The organism is Burkholderia theae (genome assembly GCF_048565265.1).
In the GTDB taxonomy this organism is placed as follows: Bacteria; Pseudomonadota; Gammaproteobacteria; order Burkholderiales; family Burkholderiaceae; genus Burkholderia; species Burkholderia theae.
Window position 1 is genome coordinate 1,275,647 of the sequence record NZ_CP183461.1, and the last position, 16,220, is coordinate 1,291,866.

The 16,220-nt window shown below is 67.8% G+C and carries 10 protein-coding genes; 2 read left to right on the top strand and 8 right to left on the bottom strand.

The window, feature by feature from the left end; genetic code table 11:
• Positions 1-10 precede the first annotated feature (10 nt).
• Together ACN22W_RS06035 and cdpA are read right to left on the bottom strand one after the other, a co-directional pair.
• A complete protein-coding gene (locus ACN22W_RS06035; protein ID WP_419686763.1) occupies positions 11-1,507 on the bottom strand; it encodes an HDOD domain-containing protein in 1,497 nt (498 codons plus the stop codon).
• Positions 1,508-1,534: 27 nt separating this feature from the next.
• A complete protein-coding gene (cdpA, locus tag ACN22W_RS06040) occupies positions 1,535-3,277 on the bottom strand; it encodes a cyclic di-GMP phosphodiesterase CdpA (RefSeq protein ID WP_419687374.1) in 1,743 nt (580 codons plus the stop codon).
• Positions 3,278-3,555: 278 nt separating this feature from the next.
• Between cdpA and ACN22W_RS06045 the strand changes: the two genes are divergently transcribed.
• The gene (locus tag ACN22W_RS06045; protein ID WP_419686765.1) at positions 3,556-4,104 is read left to right on the top strand and encodes a peroxiredoxin; all 549 of its coding nucleotides are present in this window, start codon (positions 3,556-3,558) and stop codon (positions 4,102-4,104) included.
• Positions 4,105-4,158: 54 nt separating this feature from the next.
• Here ACN22W_RS06045 and ACN22W_RS06050 read toward each other — a convergent pair whose 3' ends face one another.
• Positions 4,159-4,788 carry an SDR family oxidoreductase gene (locus ACN22W_RS06050; RefSeq protein ID WP_419686767.1) on the bottom strand — a complete coding sequence of 210 codons (630 nt, stop codon included), beginning with the start codon at positions 4,786-4,788 and terminating at the stop codon, positions 4,159-4,161.
• Between the two features lie 283 nt (positions 4,789-5,071).
• Between ACN22W_RS06050 and ACN22W_RS06055 the strand changes: the two genes are divergently transcribed.
• Positions 5,072-6,538: an NYN domain-containing protein gene (locus ACN22W_RS06055; RefSeq protein WP_419686769.1), complete on the top strand. Its 1,467-nt coding sequence runs from the start codon at positions 5,072-5,074 to the stop codon at positions 6,536-6,538.
• An 85-nt stretch (positions 6,539-6,623) separates the two neighbouring features.
• Here the strand turns inward: ACN22W_RS06055 and ACN22W_RS06060 are convergent, their stop codons facing one another.
• From ACN22W_RS06060 to ACN22W_RS06080, 5 genes are all read right to left on the bottom strand, one after another.
• Complete coding sequence (locus tag ACN22W_RS06060) at positions 6,624-7,007, bottom strand: VOC family protein (RefSeq protein WP_419686770.1); 384 nt, start codon at positions 7,005-7,007, stop codon at positions 6,624-6,626.
• Positions 7,008-7,130: 123 nt separating this feature from the next.
• Positions 7,131-10,439 carry an efflux RND transporter permease subunit gene (locus ACN22W_RS06065; RefSeq protein WP_419686771.1) on the bottom strand — a complete coding sequence of 1,103 codons (3,309 nt, stop codon included), beginning with the start codon at positions 10,437-10,439 and terminating at the stop codon, positions 7,131-7,133.
• A gap of 104 nt (positions 10,440-10,543) precedes the next feature.
• Positions 10,544-13,657 carry an MdtB/MuxB family multidrug efflux RND transporter permease subunit gene (locus ACN22W_RS06070; protein ID WP_412022186.1) on the bottom strand — a complete coding sequence of 1,038 codons (3,114 nt, stop codon included), beginning with the start codon at positions 13,655-13,657 and terminating at the stop codon, positions 10,544-10,546.
• 15 nt (positions 13,658-13,672) lie between these two features.
• Positions 13,673-15,031 carry an MdtA/MuxA family multidrug efflux RND transporter periplasmic adaptor subunit gene (locus ACN22W_RS06075; protein ID WP_419686772.1) on the bottom strand — a complete coding sequence of 453 codons (1,359 nt, stop codon included), beginning with the start codon at positions 15,029-15,031 and terminating at the stop codon, positions 13,673-13,675.
• Between the two features lie 251 nt (positions 15,032-15,282).
• On the bottom strand, positions 15,283-16,107 hold the full coding sequence (locus tag ACN22W_RS06080; protein WP_048249443.1) for an IclR family transcriptional regulator: 825 nt from the start codon (positions 16,105-16,107) through the stop codon (positions 15,283-15,285).
• Positions 16,108-16,220: the final 113 nt, after the last annotated feature.

Consider the following 16,220-nt stretch of genomic DNA (forward strand, 5'->3'; position numbering starts at 1 on the left):
GGCGGCCGCGTCAGGCAGGAAAGAACCGGCCCAGTTCGCGCGCGAGTTCGTTGAGCACGCTCATCTCCTGCTGCGTGATCTTGCGCGCGGGCTGCGCGCCGGCCCAGTCGCCGTACAGCAGCGCGACGCTCGTCGTGCCGACGCGCACGGGCAGCAGCACGAACGCGCGCGTGTCGTCGAACGCGTCGAGATACCACGCGGGCAGGCGCTTGAGCATCTTCGGTTCCTGCGCCTGCTCGATGAAGATGCCGACCGAGTTCGAGATCGCGAGATGAAACACGTCCGGCTCGAAGCGCTCGTCGAAGCGCAGCCGGTCGAGCGCCGTATCGACGCCGGGGCCGAAGCCGAGGCGCGCGGCGAACGTGCCGTCGTCGTGACGCACGAACATCACGGTGCGCGTGAACGCAAGGCCGGCCAGCAGGCTTTCCGACGCGAGCGCGAGCACCGGCGTCAGTACGTGCTCGGACGGCAGCGCGCGCAGGTCCGCGAGGCCGGCTTCGAGGCATGCCTCGGGCTCGGCCTGCGCGCGCGCGATCGCATCGGCGTTCGCGCGCAGCTCGACGATCTCGCGCATCACGGTGTCGCTCGCTTCCTCGCGCGCGAGCCGCTCGGCGATCTCGACGAGCGCGTCGGGCTCCATGTCGAGCTCGGTGCCGTAGTGCTGCGCGAGCGCCGCGATGCGTGCGTCGCGCTGCGCGCTGGCCGGCATCACGAGCGCGCTCGCGACGTCGGTCGAACAGCGGCTCACCGCGCGCAGCCAGCGGACGCGGTCGGCTGGGCCGTCCTCGGCCGCATGGCCCGCGTTGCGGTCGTCGTCGTCGTCGTATTCGTCGTCGCGGGCCGCGTGGTCGTCATTGGCCATCCCCGCGCGGATCACGTCGGGCAGCCGCCAGCGCGTGGCTGCCTCGAGCCCGATTTCGTCGAAGCTGACGCCGAGCACGTCGGCGCAGGCGGCCGCTTCGTCACCGTTCAGTTCGGCCGCGCGCCGGCGGATCCGATCCCATTCGCTGTCGAGATAGCAGACCACGAGCAGCTTGCCGACCTGGCGCATCAGCGTGCAGACGACGGCTTCCTCGCCCGCGCGCAGTTCGGCGCGCTCGGTGAGCTTGCGTGCGACGCAGCCGGACAGCAGCGCCCGGTTCAGTTCAAGCTTCGCGTCGATGCGCCGCGGCGTGCTGTGGTGGAAATGGTCGACGAGCTTCAGCCCGACGACCAGATGGCCGACCGCGTCCATGCCGAGCACCATCAGTGCGCGGGTCACGGTCGTGATGTTGCCGCCGAACGCCATGTACATCGCGGAGTTCGCGAGCCGCAGCACTTTCTGCGTGAGCGCGAAGTCCGACAGGACGACGCGCACGAGCGCGGTGAAGTCGAGGTCGTCGTTCTTCATCGCGGCCATCGTCGCGCGCAGCGATTCCGACAGCAGCGGGAAATCGCCGCGTTCGCTCATCCGGGCCCACAGCTTGTCGATCAATGCGGTGCGGGGCATGTGTTCGGTGATTGACATACGGATCTGTCCGGTTCGCCGCGCGCGTCAGGCGGCGGCGTGCAGGTGCAGCTGGTGCGCCTCGAAGCGCCGTGCGAGTTCCTCGGACGGCAGCGCCTGGCAGACGAGCCAGCCCTGGATATGGTTGCAGCCCATCTCCGTCAGCAGCTCGCGCTGCGCCTCGGTCTCGACGCCTTCGGCGACGAGCTCGAGATCGAGCGTCTGCGCGAGGCCGACCACCGCCGACACGATCGCGCGGTCATTGCGCGACGTCAGCAGGTTCTCGACGAAACTGCGGTCGATCTTCAGCTTCGCGAGCGGGAAGCGCTGCAGGTACGCGAGGCTCGAATAGCCGGTGCCGAAATCGTCGATCGCGAAGCGGATGCCGAGATCGGTCAGCTCCTCGAGCAGCCCCTTCGCATGCGCGGGATCGTGCATCAGCAGGCTTTCGGTGATTTCGAGCACGATGCGGCGCGGGTCGATACCCGTCAGCGCGATCGCCTCGCGCACGCTTTGCGTGAAGCGCGGGTCGCGGAACTGCTGCGGCGACACGTTGACCGCCACGTACTGAAGCGCGAGCCCCTGGCGGTCCCATGCGACGAGCTGCATGCACGCGGCCTTGAGCACCCAGTTGCCGAGGTAGTTGATCAGGCCGGTCGATTCGGCGAGCGGAATGAAGGTTGCCGGCGGCACGAGGCCGTGCACCGGATGGCGCCAGCGGATCAGCGCCTCGACGCCGACCACCGCGCCCGACTGGCTGCGCGTGATCGGCTGGAAATGGAGCGAAAACTCGCCGTTGCGCACCCCGTCGTACAGGTCGGCTTCGAGCTTGAGCCGTTCGGCGTCGGCCGGATCGTCGACGGGTGCATGGAACGCGAGCGCGTTGCCGCCCGACGCCTTCGCCTGCGCGAGCGCGTGGTCGGCGCGGCGCAGCAGCGGGCTGTGGTGCTGCGCGCGATGCGGCGCGGCACGTTCGTCGGGATAAAGCGCGATGCCGATGCTCGCGGACAGGTGCACGGTCTGCCCCTGGTACACGTAGGGCTCGCGCACCGCGGCCTGCAGCCGGCGTGCGAGCGCATCGGCGGCATTGCTCGCCTGCGTGCGGTTCGCCGCGCCGAGCACGACCGCGAACTTGTCGCTCGCGACGCGCGCGAGCCGTTCGTTCGGCGTGACGAGCGCCTTCAGCCGCTGCGCGGTCTCGCGCAGCAGCGTGTCGCCCGCGTCGTAGCCGAGCGCGCGGTTGATCCGCTGGTAGTCGTCGAGGTCGAGCAGCAGCAGCGCCGCGCAGGTGCCGTCCTCGTCGGCGGTCTGCTGCGCGCGCATCAGCGCCGGCACGAGCGCGGACAGGTTGTCGAGCCCCGTCATCGGATCGTGGTGCATTTCGTACGTCAGGCGCGCCTCGAGCGCGCGCCACGACGACACGTCGAACGCCGCGATCGCGAAGCCGTCGACCCCGTGGTGGCGGCTCTTGAACGCGCGGACCTCGACGTCCAGCGGGTAGGTGAGCGACTTGACGATGCACATTGTCGCCTTCTCGACCTGGCCGGAACGTGAGGCGCGCGCAAGCAGGCCTTCGAGTGCCGAGGTATCCTGTTCAGCGATCAGGTCGCGCAGCGTCAGCGTGTGCAGGTAATCGCGGTGGTAGCCGATGAAGCGCAGGCTCGCGTCGGACACGTACAGAAAGCGCAACTCGCGGTCCACATGGGCGAGGAAGTCCACCGTGCCGACCGTCTGTTCCAGCCAGTTGCGCACGGAGTCGTCGCGGCGCGGCGCACCGGCGCGTGCGGGCATCAGCGCGCCGCCCGACCAGGCGAAGCGGCGCAGCGTATGCAAGGCACTGCGCCAGGAGCCCTTGCGTGACGTCTGTTTCCTGTTGGCTTCCATGTTTCTCGCTGACGTGAAGGGCTGGAACCGGTTGTCCGGAAGGAATAACGGCAGACTGTGCGGAATCTTTAACCGGCCGGGCGCGGATGGCGCTGCCGCCGGGCCGGATTGTACTCGGGGCGTTCGACAGGCGAACGCCGGCGTGGCCTACATCGAGGCTGACTTTATAAGAAATGAGGACGCAGATGAAGCGAAAACTGTTGCTGGGCGCCGTGGCGGCGCTGGTGGCCGGCCATGCGCTGATGGCGCAGGCGGAACTGAAGCCGGGTGCCGCGGCGCCCGACTTCACGACGCAGGCGTCGCTGGGCGGCAAGACTTACACGTACTCGCTCGCGGACGCGCTGAAGCAAGGGCCGGTGGTGCTGTATTTCTACCCGGCCGCGTTCACGAAGGGCTGCACGATCGAGGCGCATGCGTTCGCGGATGCCGTCGACCGTTACAAGACTTACGGTGCGACGGTGATCGGCGTATCGGCAGACAATATCGATACGCTGACGAAGTTTTCGGTGAGCGAGTGCCGGAGCAAGTTCCCGGTCGCGGCCGACCCGGACGCGAAGATCATCCGTGAATACGACGCGAAGCTGCCGGCGATCGACCGCGCGAACCGCGTGTCGTACGTGATTTCGCCGGAAGGGAAGATTCTCTACGAATACACGAGCATGTCGCCCGACAAGCACGTCGAGAACACGCTCGCCGCCGTGAAGGCGTGGGCCGACGCGCATCCGAAGCAGTAAGCCCGGCGCTGCCGGCCTGGCCGGCGCCGCCGCCCGGCAGCGCGCGGCGGGCCGCTACGCGCGCAAGGCCTGCTCGATCGGCACGCTGCCGCCGACGAAGCCGATGGTCTTGCGCGAGATGCCGAGCTTGATCGCCTCGATCGCGGCCCATGCCACGTCCTGCCGCGACACCGGCGGCGCGGGGTCGAGCCACGCGTCGGTCAGTGCGATCTTGCCGACACCCGGCCCGTCCGCGAGCGGGCCCGGGCGCAGGATCACGTAGTCGACACCCGACGCGATCACGCGGTCGTCGCCTTCGCGCTTCATCTGCGAATAGTGATGCAGCGCGTCCGGGCCGAGTTCGGGCCGGTACGCGGACAGCGAACTGATCACCACCAGCTTTTGCGCGTTGTAGGCCAGCGCGTAGTCGGCCGCGCGGGCGACCGCGTCGCGGTCGATCTGCTCTTCTTCGGCCGCGCCGTCCGATTCGGCCGAGCCGGCCGCGTAGATCACGTGCGTGATGCCCTGGAATGCGTGCGAGAAATCGTTCGTCAGGTCGGCCTCGACGACCCTTGCGCCGGCCAGCGCATAGCCGTGCCGGCGCACCAGCGCCGTGACCTCGAACTCCGGCTGCTTGAGCAGCAGATCCGCGCAGGCCTGGCCCGTTCGGCCGGTCGCGCCAATCAGCAGTAGCTTCGTCGTCATGAAACCGCTCCTTGCTCGATGCGTCATCCTTCCAGATAGGGACGGACGACCAATAACTCAAGTGTAATGTCGATTTGCCCCGGCGGCGGGTGTGTATTAAGGGGCGTACCGGCTCGGGCGCACCGGCGCGGGCGTCCCGGCGCCGGCATATTGTTGCGACGGCCGTTCACGCCGTCATTCATTCACACGGATTCGGGAATGACGCGCCGACCGGCTATCATGTGCGCGATGCTTTTTTCGCCGCTACGTCATACAACGCGTCGGCCAACCGGTTGGAGTACACATGGCATTACCCCTGGACAACGTCAGCATGGCCGTGTTCTGCGACTTCGAGAACGTCGCGCTCGGCGTGCGCGACGCGAAGTACGAGAAATTCGACATCCAGCCCGTGCTGGAGCGCTTGCTGCTGAAGGGCAGCATCGTCGTGAAGAAGGCCTATTGCGACTGGGATCGCTACAAGGGCTTCAAGGCGTCGATGCACGAGGCGAGCTTCGAGCTGATCGAGATTCCGCACGTGCGCCAGTCGGGCAAGAATTCGGCCGACATCCGGCTCGTCGTGGACGCGCTCGACCTCTGCTACACGAAGTCGCACGTCGATACGTTCGTGATCATCAGCGGCGACTCGGATTTCTCGCCGCTCGTGTCGAAGCTGCGCGAGAACGCGAAGAAGGTGATCGGGGTCGGCGTGAAGAAGTCGACGTCGGACCTGCTGGTCGCCAACTGCGACGAATTCATCTTCTACGACGATCTGGTGCGTGAGCAGCAACGCGCGCTCGCGAAGCGCGAACAGCAGCGCACGGGCAACAGCCCCGCGAAGCGGCCCGACGAACCGTCGCGCAAGCACGAGATGGACGCGCGCAAGGCCGAGGCGATCGCGCTGGCGGTCGAGACGTTCGACGCGCTCGCGTCGGAGCGCGACGACGTCGGCAAGATCTGGGCGTCGGTGCTCAAGAGCGCGATCAAGCGCCGCAAGCCGGATTTCAACGAGTCGTATTACGGGTTCCGCGCGTTCGGCAACCTGCTCGACGAAGCGCAGGCGCGCGGCCTGCTCGAAGTGGGGCGCGACGACAAGTCGGGCGCGTTCGTGTCGCGGGCACGCCAGCAGGCGGCCGCGGATCATGCTGCAACGGCCGGTGACGGCGGCTCAGCCGCGCACCACGGCACGCGCGAGCCGGCGCGGGCCGATCGCCAGTCGCGCCGTCGCGGGCAGCGCGCGGAAGCGGTCGTGCACGAAAGCGTGCAGGTCGAGGCGGAGGTGGAGGAGGTGGCCGTCGCCGAACTCGCCGATGCAGCGGCGCTCGCGCCGGTCGAAACGACCGACGCCACCGAAGCGGCCGATGCGCACGGCGACGCGAAGGATGGCCGCAAGCGCGCACGCAAGAGCGCGGCCAAGAAGGCCGGTGCGAAGAAGGGCGCCGCCGCGAAGAGCGCCGGCCGTCAACCGGCCGGAAAGCCGGACGACGCCACGCAGGGCGGGGCGAAGCACGGTGAAGGGAAGCACGCGCACGACAAGCATGCCGACGACACGCATCGCGACGCGGAGCAGCGCGACGAGCGGCACGCCGCGGTGACGCACGCCGAGCCGGCGGCCGCCCGGCCGTCGCATGACGCCGCGCCGGTTGAATCGGCTGTCGAGTCGGTTGCTGAAGCGGCGGTCGAAGCACCCGCCGACGCGAAGCCGAAGAAGCCGGCCCGCAAGGCGGCGCCGCGCGCGCGTCGTCCGCGCAAGACGGCGGCGACCGCCGAGTAACGGCGGCTGGCCGGGTATCGTCCGCAACAGGTCGGCACCCGCGCTGCGCCCTACCGGCCGGTGCAACGCCGGCCGGCCTGACGAACTAGCCGTTCAGCACGTACGGCCGGGTCATCACTTCGAGGAAGTGGCCGTCCGGATCGTCGAAATACACGCCGCGGCCGCCGTTGTGGCGGTAGATGTCATCGGGTTGCCGCTTGGCCGGATCGGCCCAGTGCGGCAGCCCGCGCTCGCGAATGCGCGCGATTACGCGATCGAAGCCGGCTTCGTCGGTCAGGAACGCGTAGTGCTGCGACGTGATCTCTCCCGCCGTTTCGTAGAAATCGAGCGACACACCGTTGTCGAGCGGCACGACCAGCATCGCGCCGAACGGCGTCGGCGGCGGCAATTCCAGCAATTCGGTGAGGAAGCGGCTCGACGCGTGCTTGTCGCGGCACCAGACGATCGTATGGTTGAGCTGGACGTTCATGGTGTGTCCCCGTGACGGGCACGGCGGTGGGCATGGACTCACGATAGTCGATCGCCGCCGGTGTTCAAGCGCGGCAAGCGGGAAAAACGCGAAAAGCGGCCGCCTCACGGGCGGCCGCTTCCATCACTCCCCGGCGACCGCCGGCCCGCCGGAATTCCCGCGGCGGTTGCGGCGCTTCTCCGCCCGCACGCGCAGCCGGTCCATGTACAGATAGACGACCGGCGTCGTATAGAGCGTCAGCACCTGCGACACGATCAGGCCGCCGGCGATCGCGATCCCGAGCGGCGCGCGCAGCTCGGCGCCGTCGCCGCTGCCGAACGCGAGCGGCAACGCGCCGAGCAGCGCGGCCATCGTCGTCATCATGATCGGGCGGAAGCGCAGCAGGCACGCCTCGTGGATCGCGTCGAACGACGACTTCTGGTTGTTGCGCGTCTGGTCGATCGCGAAGTCGACCATCATGATCGCGTTCTTCTTCACGATGCCGATCAGCAGGATCACGCCGATCAGCGCGATGATGCTGAACTCGGTCTTGAACAGCAGCAGCGCAAGCAGCGCACCGACGCCGGCCGACGGCAGCGTCGACAGGATCGTGATCGGGTGGATGTAGCTCTCGTACAGGATCCCGAGCACGATATAGACGGCCAGCAGCGCGGCGAGGATCAGGATCGGCTGGTTGTCCAGCGACTGCTGGAACGCCTGCGCGGTGCCCTGGAAGCTGCCGACGATCGTCGGCGGGACGCCGATCTGCGCCATCGTCTGGTAGATCACCTGGGTCGCCTGCGACAGCGACACGCCCGGCGGCAGGTTGAACGAGATCGTCGTCGCGACGAACAGGCCCTGGTGGTTGACCGACAGCGGCGTCGTGCTCGGCCCGAACGTGGCAATCGCCGACAGCGGGATCATCGTCGATTTCGACGTCGACACCGATGCGCCCGACGACGCGCTCGACTTGCCGCTGGCCGCGATCGCGTTGAGCGCCTGGTTGCGCGCGGAATCGGACGCGATCGCCGCGGCGCTCTGCGTGGCCGTGCCGGCGCTCGACGTGCCGGCCGACGTCGCGACGTAGGTGCCGGCCGCCGCGTTGGTGGTCTGCGAACCGTTCGCGCTGCCGCCCGACGTGCTGACCCACACCTGGTTCAGCATCTCGGGGCTCTGCCAGTATTTCGGCGCGACTTCCATCACGACGTGGTACTGGTTCAGCGGGTTGTAGATCGTCGAGACCTGACGCTGGCCGAACGCGTCGTACAGCGTGTTGTCGATCTGCGCGGGCTTGATGCCGAACCGCGCGGCCGTCGCGCGGTCGATCGTCACCATCGCCTCGAGGCCGCCTTGCTGCTGGTCGGAGTTCACGTCGGTCAGCTCGGGGCGCTTCTGCAGCGCCTCGGTCAGGATCGGCCCCCACTTGTACAGGTCGGCGCTCGAATCGCCGAGCAGCGTGAACTGGTACTGCGCGTTGCTCTGCCGGCCGCCGACGCGGATGTCCTGCGCGGCCTGCAGGAACGTGCGCGCACCCGCGACGTCCGACAGCGGCGGGCGCAGCTGCTGGATCACCTGGTCGGCCGTCAGCTTGCGCTCGGTGCGATCCTTCAGCGTGACGAACATGAAGCCGGAGTTGGTCTGCGTGCCGCCGGTGAAACCCGCGACGCTCTTCACGTTCGGGTTGCTCTGCACGATCCGCATCATCTCGGAGAACTTCAGCTTCATCGCCTGGAACGACGTCGACTGGTCGGCCTGGATGCCGCCGATCATCAGCCCGGTGTCCTGCTGCGGGAAGAAGCCCTTCGGCACGACGATGTACAGGTAGACGTTCAGCCCGATCGTCGCGAACAGGGTCATCAGGATCAGCAGCGGCCGGCGCAGCGCCCACGACAGCGAGCGCTCGTAGCCGCGCTGCATGCGCGCGAAGCAGCGCTCGAGGAAGCGCGCGAAGCGGCCTTCGGTTTGCGGGTCGTGCGATTCGGCCAGCAGGCGCGCGCACATCATCGGCGTGACGGTGAGCGATACCGCGAGCGACACGGCGATCGCGAGCGACAGCGTCAGCGCGAACTCGCGGAACAGGCGCCCGACGATGCCGCCCATCAGCAGGATCGGCAGGAACACCGCGACCAGCGAGATGCTCATCGACAACACGGTGAAGCCGACTTCGCGCGCGCCGTCGAACGCGGCCTGCATCCGCGACTTGCCGTTCTCGATGTGCCGCGAGATGTTCTCGAGCACGACGATCGCATCGTCGACGACGAAGCCGGTCGCGACGATCAGCGCCATCAGCGACAGGTTGTCGATCGAGAAGCCGAGCAGGTACATCGCGCCGAACGTGCCGATGATCGAGATCGGCACCGCGACGCTCGGGATCAGCGTCGCGCGCCAGTTGCGCAGGAACAGGAACACGACCATCACGACGAGGCTGATCGCGATCAGCAGCGTGTGCTCGGTGTCCTTCAGCGATGCGCGGATCGTCGTCGAGCGGTCGAGCACGGGCGTGACCGTGATGTCGGCCGGCAGCGACGCGGTGAGTTGCGGCAGCGCCGCGCGCACGCGGTCGATCGTCTCGATGATGTTCGCGCCGGGCGAGCGGTAGAGGATCACCAGCACCGCGCGCTTGCCGTTCGACAAACCGAGGTTGCGCAGGTCCTCGACCGAATCGACGACGTCGGACAGGTCGGACAGGCGCACGGCCGCGCCGTTGCGGTAGGCAACCACGAGGTCGCGGTATTGCGACGCCTCGGACGCCTGGTCGTTCGTATAGAGCTGATAGCGCTGCGGGCCGAATTCGATCGCACCCTTCGGCGCGTTGGCGTTCGCGGACGCGAGCGCCGCGCGCACGTCCTCGAGGCCGATCCCGTAGTGGAACAGCGCCTGCGGTTCGAGCTCGACGCGCACGGCCGGGTTCGCGGAACCGCTCACCGAGACCTGGCCGATCCCGTCGATCTGCGACAGCGACTGCTGCAGCACCGTCGACGCGGCGTCGTACAGTTTCGCGGGCGACGAGGTTTCCGACGTCAGCGACACGATCATGATCGGCGAGTCGGCTGGGTTGACCTTGCGGTAGGTCGGGTTGCTCTTCAGCGCGGCGGGCAGGTCGGCGCGCGCCGCGTTGATCGCGGCCTGCACGTCGCGCGCGGCGCCGTCGATGTCGCGGTTCAGGCCGAACTGCAGGATGATCCGCGCATTGCCGACCGTGCTCGTCGACGTCATCTCGGAGACGTCGGCGATCGAGCCGAGGTGCCGCTCGAGCGGGCTCGTCACGCTGGTCGCGACGGTCTCGGGGCTCGCGCCCGGCAGCGACGCCTGCACCGAGATGGTCGGGAAGTCGACCTGCGGCAGCGGCGACACCGGCAGCTTGATGAACGCGAACAGGCCCGCGAGCGCGACGCCGATCGCGAGCAGCGTCGTCGCGACGGGGCGGGTGATGAAGGGGCGCGACAGGTTCATGTCGGCACTCGCTGGGCCGCCGCGTGTTCCGACGGATGCGTTTTCGGGAGATGGGGGGGCTGCGCCCCCCCACGCGAACGAAGTAAGCGTGGGGGTCGTTTCATTTACGCATCCGTGCGCTTGCCGGCATCGGGGCCGTGGCGTTCGAACCAGCCGCGCACGCGGCGCGCGAGCGAGTCGAAGCCGAGATAGATCACGGGTGTCGTGAACAGCGTCAGCACCTGCGACACGATCAGGCCGCCGGCGATCGCGATCCCGAGCGGCTGGCGCAGCTCGGAGCCCGCGCCGGAGCCGACGATCAGCGGCACCGCGCCGAGCAGCGCGGCGAGCGTCGTCATCAGGATCGGCCGGAAACGCAGCAGGCACGCCTGGTAGATCGCCTCGCGCGGCGGCTTGCCTTCGACGCGTTCGGCCTCGAGCGCGAAGTCGATCATCATGATCGCGTTCTTCTTCACGATACCGATCAGCAGCACGATGCCGATGATCCCGATGATGTCGAGATCGTGCCCGGTGATCATCAGCGCGAGCAGCGCGCCGACGCCGGCCGACGGCAGCGTCGACAGGATCGTGATCGGGTGGATGTAGCTCTCGTACAGCACGCCGAGCACGATGTACATCGTGATGACCGCCGCGAGGATCAGGAACAGCTGGTTCGACAGCGATGCCTGGAACGCGAGCGCCGCGCCCTGGAAGCGCGTCTGGAACGACGCGGGCAGGGCGATGTCCTTCTCGGCGGCGTCGATCGCCTTGACGGCCTCGCCGAGCGATGCGCCGGCCGCGAGGTTGAACGAGATCGTCGTCGACGGGAACTGCGACAGGTGCGCGACCAGCAGCGGCGACGGCCGCTCGTGGAACGCCGCGATCGACGACAGCGGCACCTGGCCGCCGCCGGCCGACGGCAGATAGATGTCGTTCAGCGATTGCGCGTAGTGCTGCTCCTTCGGTTCGGATTCGAGAATCACGCGGTACTGGTTCGACTGCGTGAAGATCGTCGACACGATGCGCTGGCCGAACGCGTCGTACAGCGCGTTGTCGACGGTCGCCGGCGTGATGCCGAAGCGCGCGGCGCTCGCGCGGTCGATCTCGATGTAAACGGACTGGCCGTTGCTCTGCAGGTCGGTCGCGACGTCGGCGAGCGACGGCTCCTGCTGCAGCCGCGCGACGAGCTTCGGCACCCAGGTCGCGAATTCGTCCGGGTTCGGGCTCGTCAGCATGAACTGGTACTGCGTCGGGCTGACGGTCGAGTCGATCGTCAGATCCTGCACCGACTGCATGAACAGCGAGATGCCCGTGATGTTCGCGACGCGGTGCTGCAGGTCGCGGATGATCTGCGCAGCGGTTTCGGAGCGGTCGTCGCGCGCCTTCAGGTTGATCAGCATCCGGCCGCTGTTCAGCGTGATGTTGCTGCCGTCGACGCCGATGAACGACGTGAGGCTGTCGACGTTCGGATCCTTCAGGATCTCGGCCGCGAGCGCCTGCTGGCGTTCGGCCATCGCGCCGTACGAGATCGACTGCGGCGCCTGCGTGATCGCCTGGATCACGCCCGTATCCTGCGCGGGGAAGAAGCCCTTCGGCACGTACACGTACAGCAGCCCGGTCAGCACGAGCGTCAGCACGGCGACCACGAGCGTCGAGCCCTGGCGGTTCAGCACCCATTCGAGCGCGACCCCGTAGCGCGCGATCACCCAGTCGATCGCGCGGTGCACGCGTGCCTCGAAGCGGTGGCTCTCGGGCGGCGGGGAATGGCGCAGCAGCTTCGCGCACATCATCGGCACGAGCGTGAGCGACACGATCGCCGAGATCACGATCGTCACCGCGAGCGTGATCGCGAACTCATGGAACAGGCGCCCGACCACGTCGCCCATGAACAGCAGCGGGATCAGCACCGCGATCAGCGACACCGTCAGCGAGATGATCGTGAAGCCGATCTGCTTCGAGCCCTTCAGCGCGGCCTCGAGCCCCGAATCGCCTTCCTCGACGTAGCGCGCGATGTTCTCGATCATCACGATCGCATCGTCGACGACGAAGCCGGTCGCGATGGTGAGCGCCATCAGCGACAGGTTGTTCAGCGAGAAGCCGGCCATGTACATCACCGCGAGCGTGCCGATCAGCGACAGCGGCACCGACAGGCTCGGGATGATGGTGGCGTAGATGTTCGCGAGGAACAGGTACATCACGAGCACGACGAGCCCGACCGCGAGCAGCAGCTCGAACTGCACGTCGCGCACGGCCGCGCGGATCATCGTCGTGCGGTCGGTGACGATCTGCACGTCGAGCGCGGCCGGCAGCGTTTCCTGCAGCTTCGGCAACTGCGCCTTGATCGCGTCGACCGTCTGGATCACGTTCGCGCCGGGCTGGCGCTGCACGTTCAGGATGATCGCGGGCTCCGAATTCACCCACGCGCCGAGCTTGGTGTTCTCCGAGCCGGCGACGACCGTCGCGACGTCGGTGAGCATCACCGGGCGGCCGTTCTTGTAGGCGACCACGGCGCTGTTGTACTGGTCGGCGCTCGTGAGCTGGTCGTTCGCGTTGATCGTGTACGCGCGCGTCGGGCCGTCGAAGTTGCCCTTCGGCGTGTTCACGTTCAGGTTCGAGATCGTCGTGCGGAGATCGTCGAGGTTCATCCCGTACTGCGCGAGCGCGGTCGGGTTCGCCTGGATGCGCACGGCCGGGCGGTTGCCGCCCGACAGGCTGACGAGGCCGACGCCGGCGATCTGCGAGATCTTCATCGCGAGGCGCGTGTCCGCCAGATCCTGTACCTGCGTGAGCGGCAGCGTCTTCGACGTGACCGCGAGCGTGATCACCGGCGCGTCGGCCGGGTTGACCTTCGCGTAGATCGGCGGGGCAGGGAGGTCGGACGGCAGCAGGTTGCCGGCCGCGTTGATCGCGGCCTGCACTTCCTGTTCGGCGATATCGAGCGGCAGGTCGAGCGAGAACTGCAGCGTGATCACCGACGCGCCGGCCGAGCTTTGCGACGACATCTGGTTCAGCGACGGCATCTGCCCGAACTGCCGTTCGAGCGGCGCGGTGACCGACGAGGTCATCACCTCCGGGCTCGCGCCCGGGTAGAAGGTCTGGACCTGGATGGTCGGATAGTCGACCTCGGGCAGTGCGGCGAGCGGCAGGAAACGGAGTGCGACGAGACCGGCCAGCATGATCGCCGCCATCAGGAGGGCGGTGCCGACCGGCCGGAGAATGAAGAGGCGGGATGGATTCATCGAGCGGCCCGCGCGTTATTGGGCCGCTGCTTGCGACGCACCGTGCTTGTGTCCGCCGCGATGGCCGCCCGCGCCCGATGCACCCGACGCCGCACCGGCGCCGTGCGCGCCTGACGCGCCTTTCGGCTTGTCGGCCGGAATCGAGATCGTCGCGCCTTCGCGCAGGCGGTCGGAACCGTCGGTCACCACGCGCTCGCCGAGCGCGACGCCGCTGACGATGCTCGTGCGTTCGCCGTCGACCGGGCCGGGCGTGACCTTGCGTACCGTTACCGTGTTGTCGGGTTTCACGACGTAGACGAACTGGCCGATCGAGCCTGTCAGCACCGCGGACGTCGGTACGATCGTCGCATTGCGCATCACGTCGACGAGCAGCCGCGTGTTCACGAACTGATTCGGGAACAGCATGCCTTCCTTGTTATCGAAGTTCGCGCGCAGCTTGACCGTGCCCGTGCTCGTGTCGATCTGGTTGTCGAGCGTCGCGAGCGAGCCCGTCTCGAGCGGCACGGTGTTGTTGCGGTTGTACGCGGTGACCGACAGCTTCTGGCCTGCGTTCACCTGCTTGATGATCTGCGGCAGGTTGTCTTCCGACGTCGTGAAGATCACGCTCATCGGCTGCAACTGCGTGATCACGACGATGCCGTTGCTGTCGCCCGGCGTCACGTAGTTGCCGGGGTCGACCTGGCGCAGGCCGACGCGGCCCGACACGGGCGCCGTGATGCGTGCATACGTGAGGTTCAGCTTCGCGGAATCGATCGCGGCCTGGTCGGTCTTCACCGCCCCTTCGTATTGCTTGACGAGCGATGCCTGCGTATCGACGGTTTGCGATGCGATCGAATCCTGCGACAGCAGCGTCTGGTAGCGCTTCAGGTCAAGGCGGGCCGTCGCGAGCAACGCCGAGTCGCGCGCGTGCGTGCCTTCGGCGTTCTCGAGCGACACCTGGTACGGACGCGGGTCGATCTGCGCGAGCACGTCGCCTTTCTTGACGATCTGGCCTTCCTGGAACGCGACCGACTGCAGGTAGCCCGACAGCTGCGTCTTGACCGTCACGTTCGCGAGCGGCGTCACGGTGCCGAGCGCGGACAGCACGATCGGCATCTCGCCCTGCGTCGCGGTCGCGACCGACACGGGCTGCGGCAGGTTCGCCATCGCGGCGGGGCCGCCACGGCTGTGACGCGCGCCACCGCCGCTGCTCGCCCCCTGGGCCGCGCTGCCGGCGGCGGTGGCGGCGGGCGTGCGGTTCCACGGATGCCACCACAGCAGGCCGCCGATGACGACGACCGCGATCGTCCCGACCAGCAGCGTGCGGCGCGGACGTCGTGCAGCGGGTGCGGCAGGATCCTTCGAAGGGGGCGTGGGCTTTTGTTCGTTATCCATCGTTTCTGTCAGGAAGACGGCGCGGGGTGCCGGGAAGCGGACTGCTTGCTGGGCTGCGCGTGGGCATGCGGTGTCGGGAGGGCCGGCTCGGTCCGGGGCCCCGCCGACCCGCGCGGGAAAAGAGCGGTGCGCACCGCGAATGCGGCGCGACGATGGGCATGATCCTACGTGCCGTCCCCGTTACAGTCCAGTGGTCTATCTTTCAACGGGTTACGGTCGTTACAGAACACGGCAGAACGATGACGAATCGATTACATGCTGACGCGCCGGGCCGGTGCGCCGCCGATCTCGCGCGTGATTTTCGCGATGCATTCGTGCAGCGCGGGCACCACGTGTTCCTGCAGCCATTCGGGCGGGCACTGATGCGACGCGCCACCGCAATTCACCGAATAGCGCTGGCCCGACGGGCCGACGAAACCGGCCGCGACCGCATTCAGGCCCTCGCGCCATTCGCCGATCGCGATCGCGTGACCCTCGCGCATCGCGTCGTCCAGCGCGGGGTTCAGGCGCGCGGACACATGCGGCCAGTCGTCGCCCGCCGTGGTGCGCAGCGAGTCGAGCAGCAGGCGGCGCTCGTCGTCCTCGAGTGCGGCGAGATACGCGCGGCCCACCGCCGTGCGCGCGATGTCCATCCGCGAGCCGATCTCGAGGCGCGTGACGAGCACGGCCGAGCGCGGCCGGATCACGTCGATCGCGACCATGTCGAGCCGGTCGCGCACCGCGAGGTGCACGGACAGCGACGTGCGTTCGGCCAGCTCGATCATGAACGGCCGCGACCGCGCGCGGATGTCGAAGTTGCGCAGGAAGCCGTGGCTCAGCTCGAGCACCGACGCGGTGAGCACGAAGCGCTCGCTGTCGGGCAGCTGGAACAGGAAGCCGGCGCTGACGAGCGTCGCGGTGATGCGCGACACGGTCGGCTTCGGGATGCCGGTCAATTCGGTCAGTTCGCGGTTGCTGACGGGGGCGTCGGCAGCCGCGATGCGGCGCAGCACGGCGAGGCCGCGGGCGAGCGCGGTGATCTCGTCGGGCGACGATTCGCGTTCTCGGGATACAGGCGGGGTTACAGTGGTCGACACGAGGGATTCTCTCTAATTCCGAAACTCGATTTCAATTTTGTTGGTATTGTAGGACTATTGTCAAAAGATGCATGTTCCATGGGCGAACCGGTCATTGGATGAGATTTTACGGG

Coding starts and splice junctions, on each gene's coding strand:
- ACN22W_RS06075 (WP_419686772.1), bottom strand. CDS start 15,031: ATGGATAACGAACAAAAGCCCACGCCCCCTTCGAAGGATCCTGCCGCA.
- ACN22W_RS06050 (WP_419686767.1), bottom strand. CDS start 4,788: ATGACGACGAAGCTACTGCTGATTGGCGCGACCGGCCGAACGGGCCAG.
- ACN22W_RS06065 (WP_419686771.1), bottom strand. CDS start 10,439: ATGAACCTGTCGCGCCCCTTCATCACCCGCCCCGTCGCGACGACGCTG.
- ACN22W_RS06045 (WP_419686765.1), top strand. CDS start 3,556: ATGAAGCGAAAACTGTTGCTGGGCGCCGTGGCGGCGCTGGTGGCCGGC.
- cdpA (WP_419687374.1), bottom strand. CDS start 3,277: ATGCCCGCACGCGCCGGTGCGCCGCGCCGCGACGACTCCGTGCGCAAC.
- ACN22W_RS06070 (WP_412022186.1), bottom strand. CDS start 13,657: ATGAATCCATCCCGCCTCTTCATTCTCCGGCCGGTCGGCACCGCCCTC.
- ACN22W_RS06060 (WP_419686770.1), bottom strand. CDS start 7,007: ATGAACGTCCAGCTCAACCATACGATCGTCTGGTGCCGCGACAAGCAC.
- ACN22W_RS06035 (WP_419686763.1), bottom strand. CDS start 1,507: ATGTCAATCACCGAACACATGCCCCGCACCGCATTGATCGACAAGCTG.
- ACN22W_RS06055 (WP_419686769.1), top strand. CDS start 5,072: ATGGCATTACCCCTGGACAACGTCAGCATGGCCGTGTTCTGCGACTTC.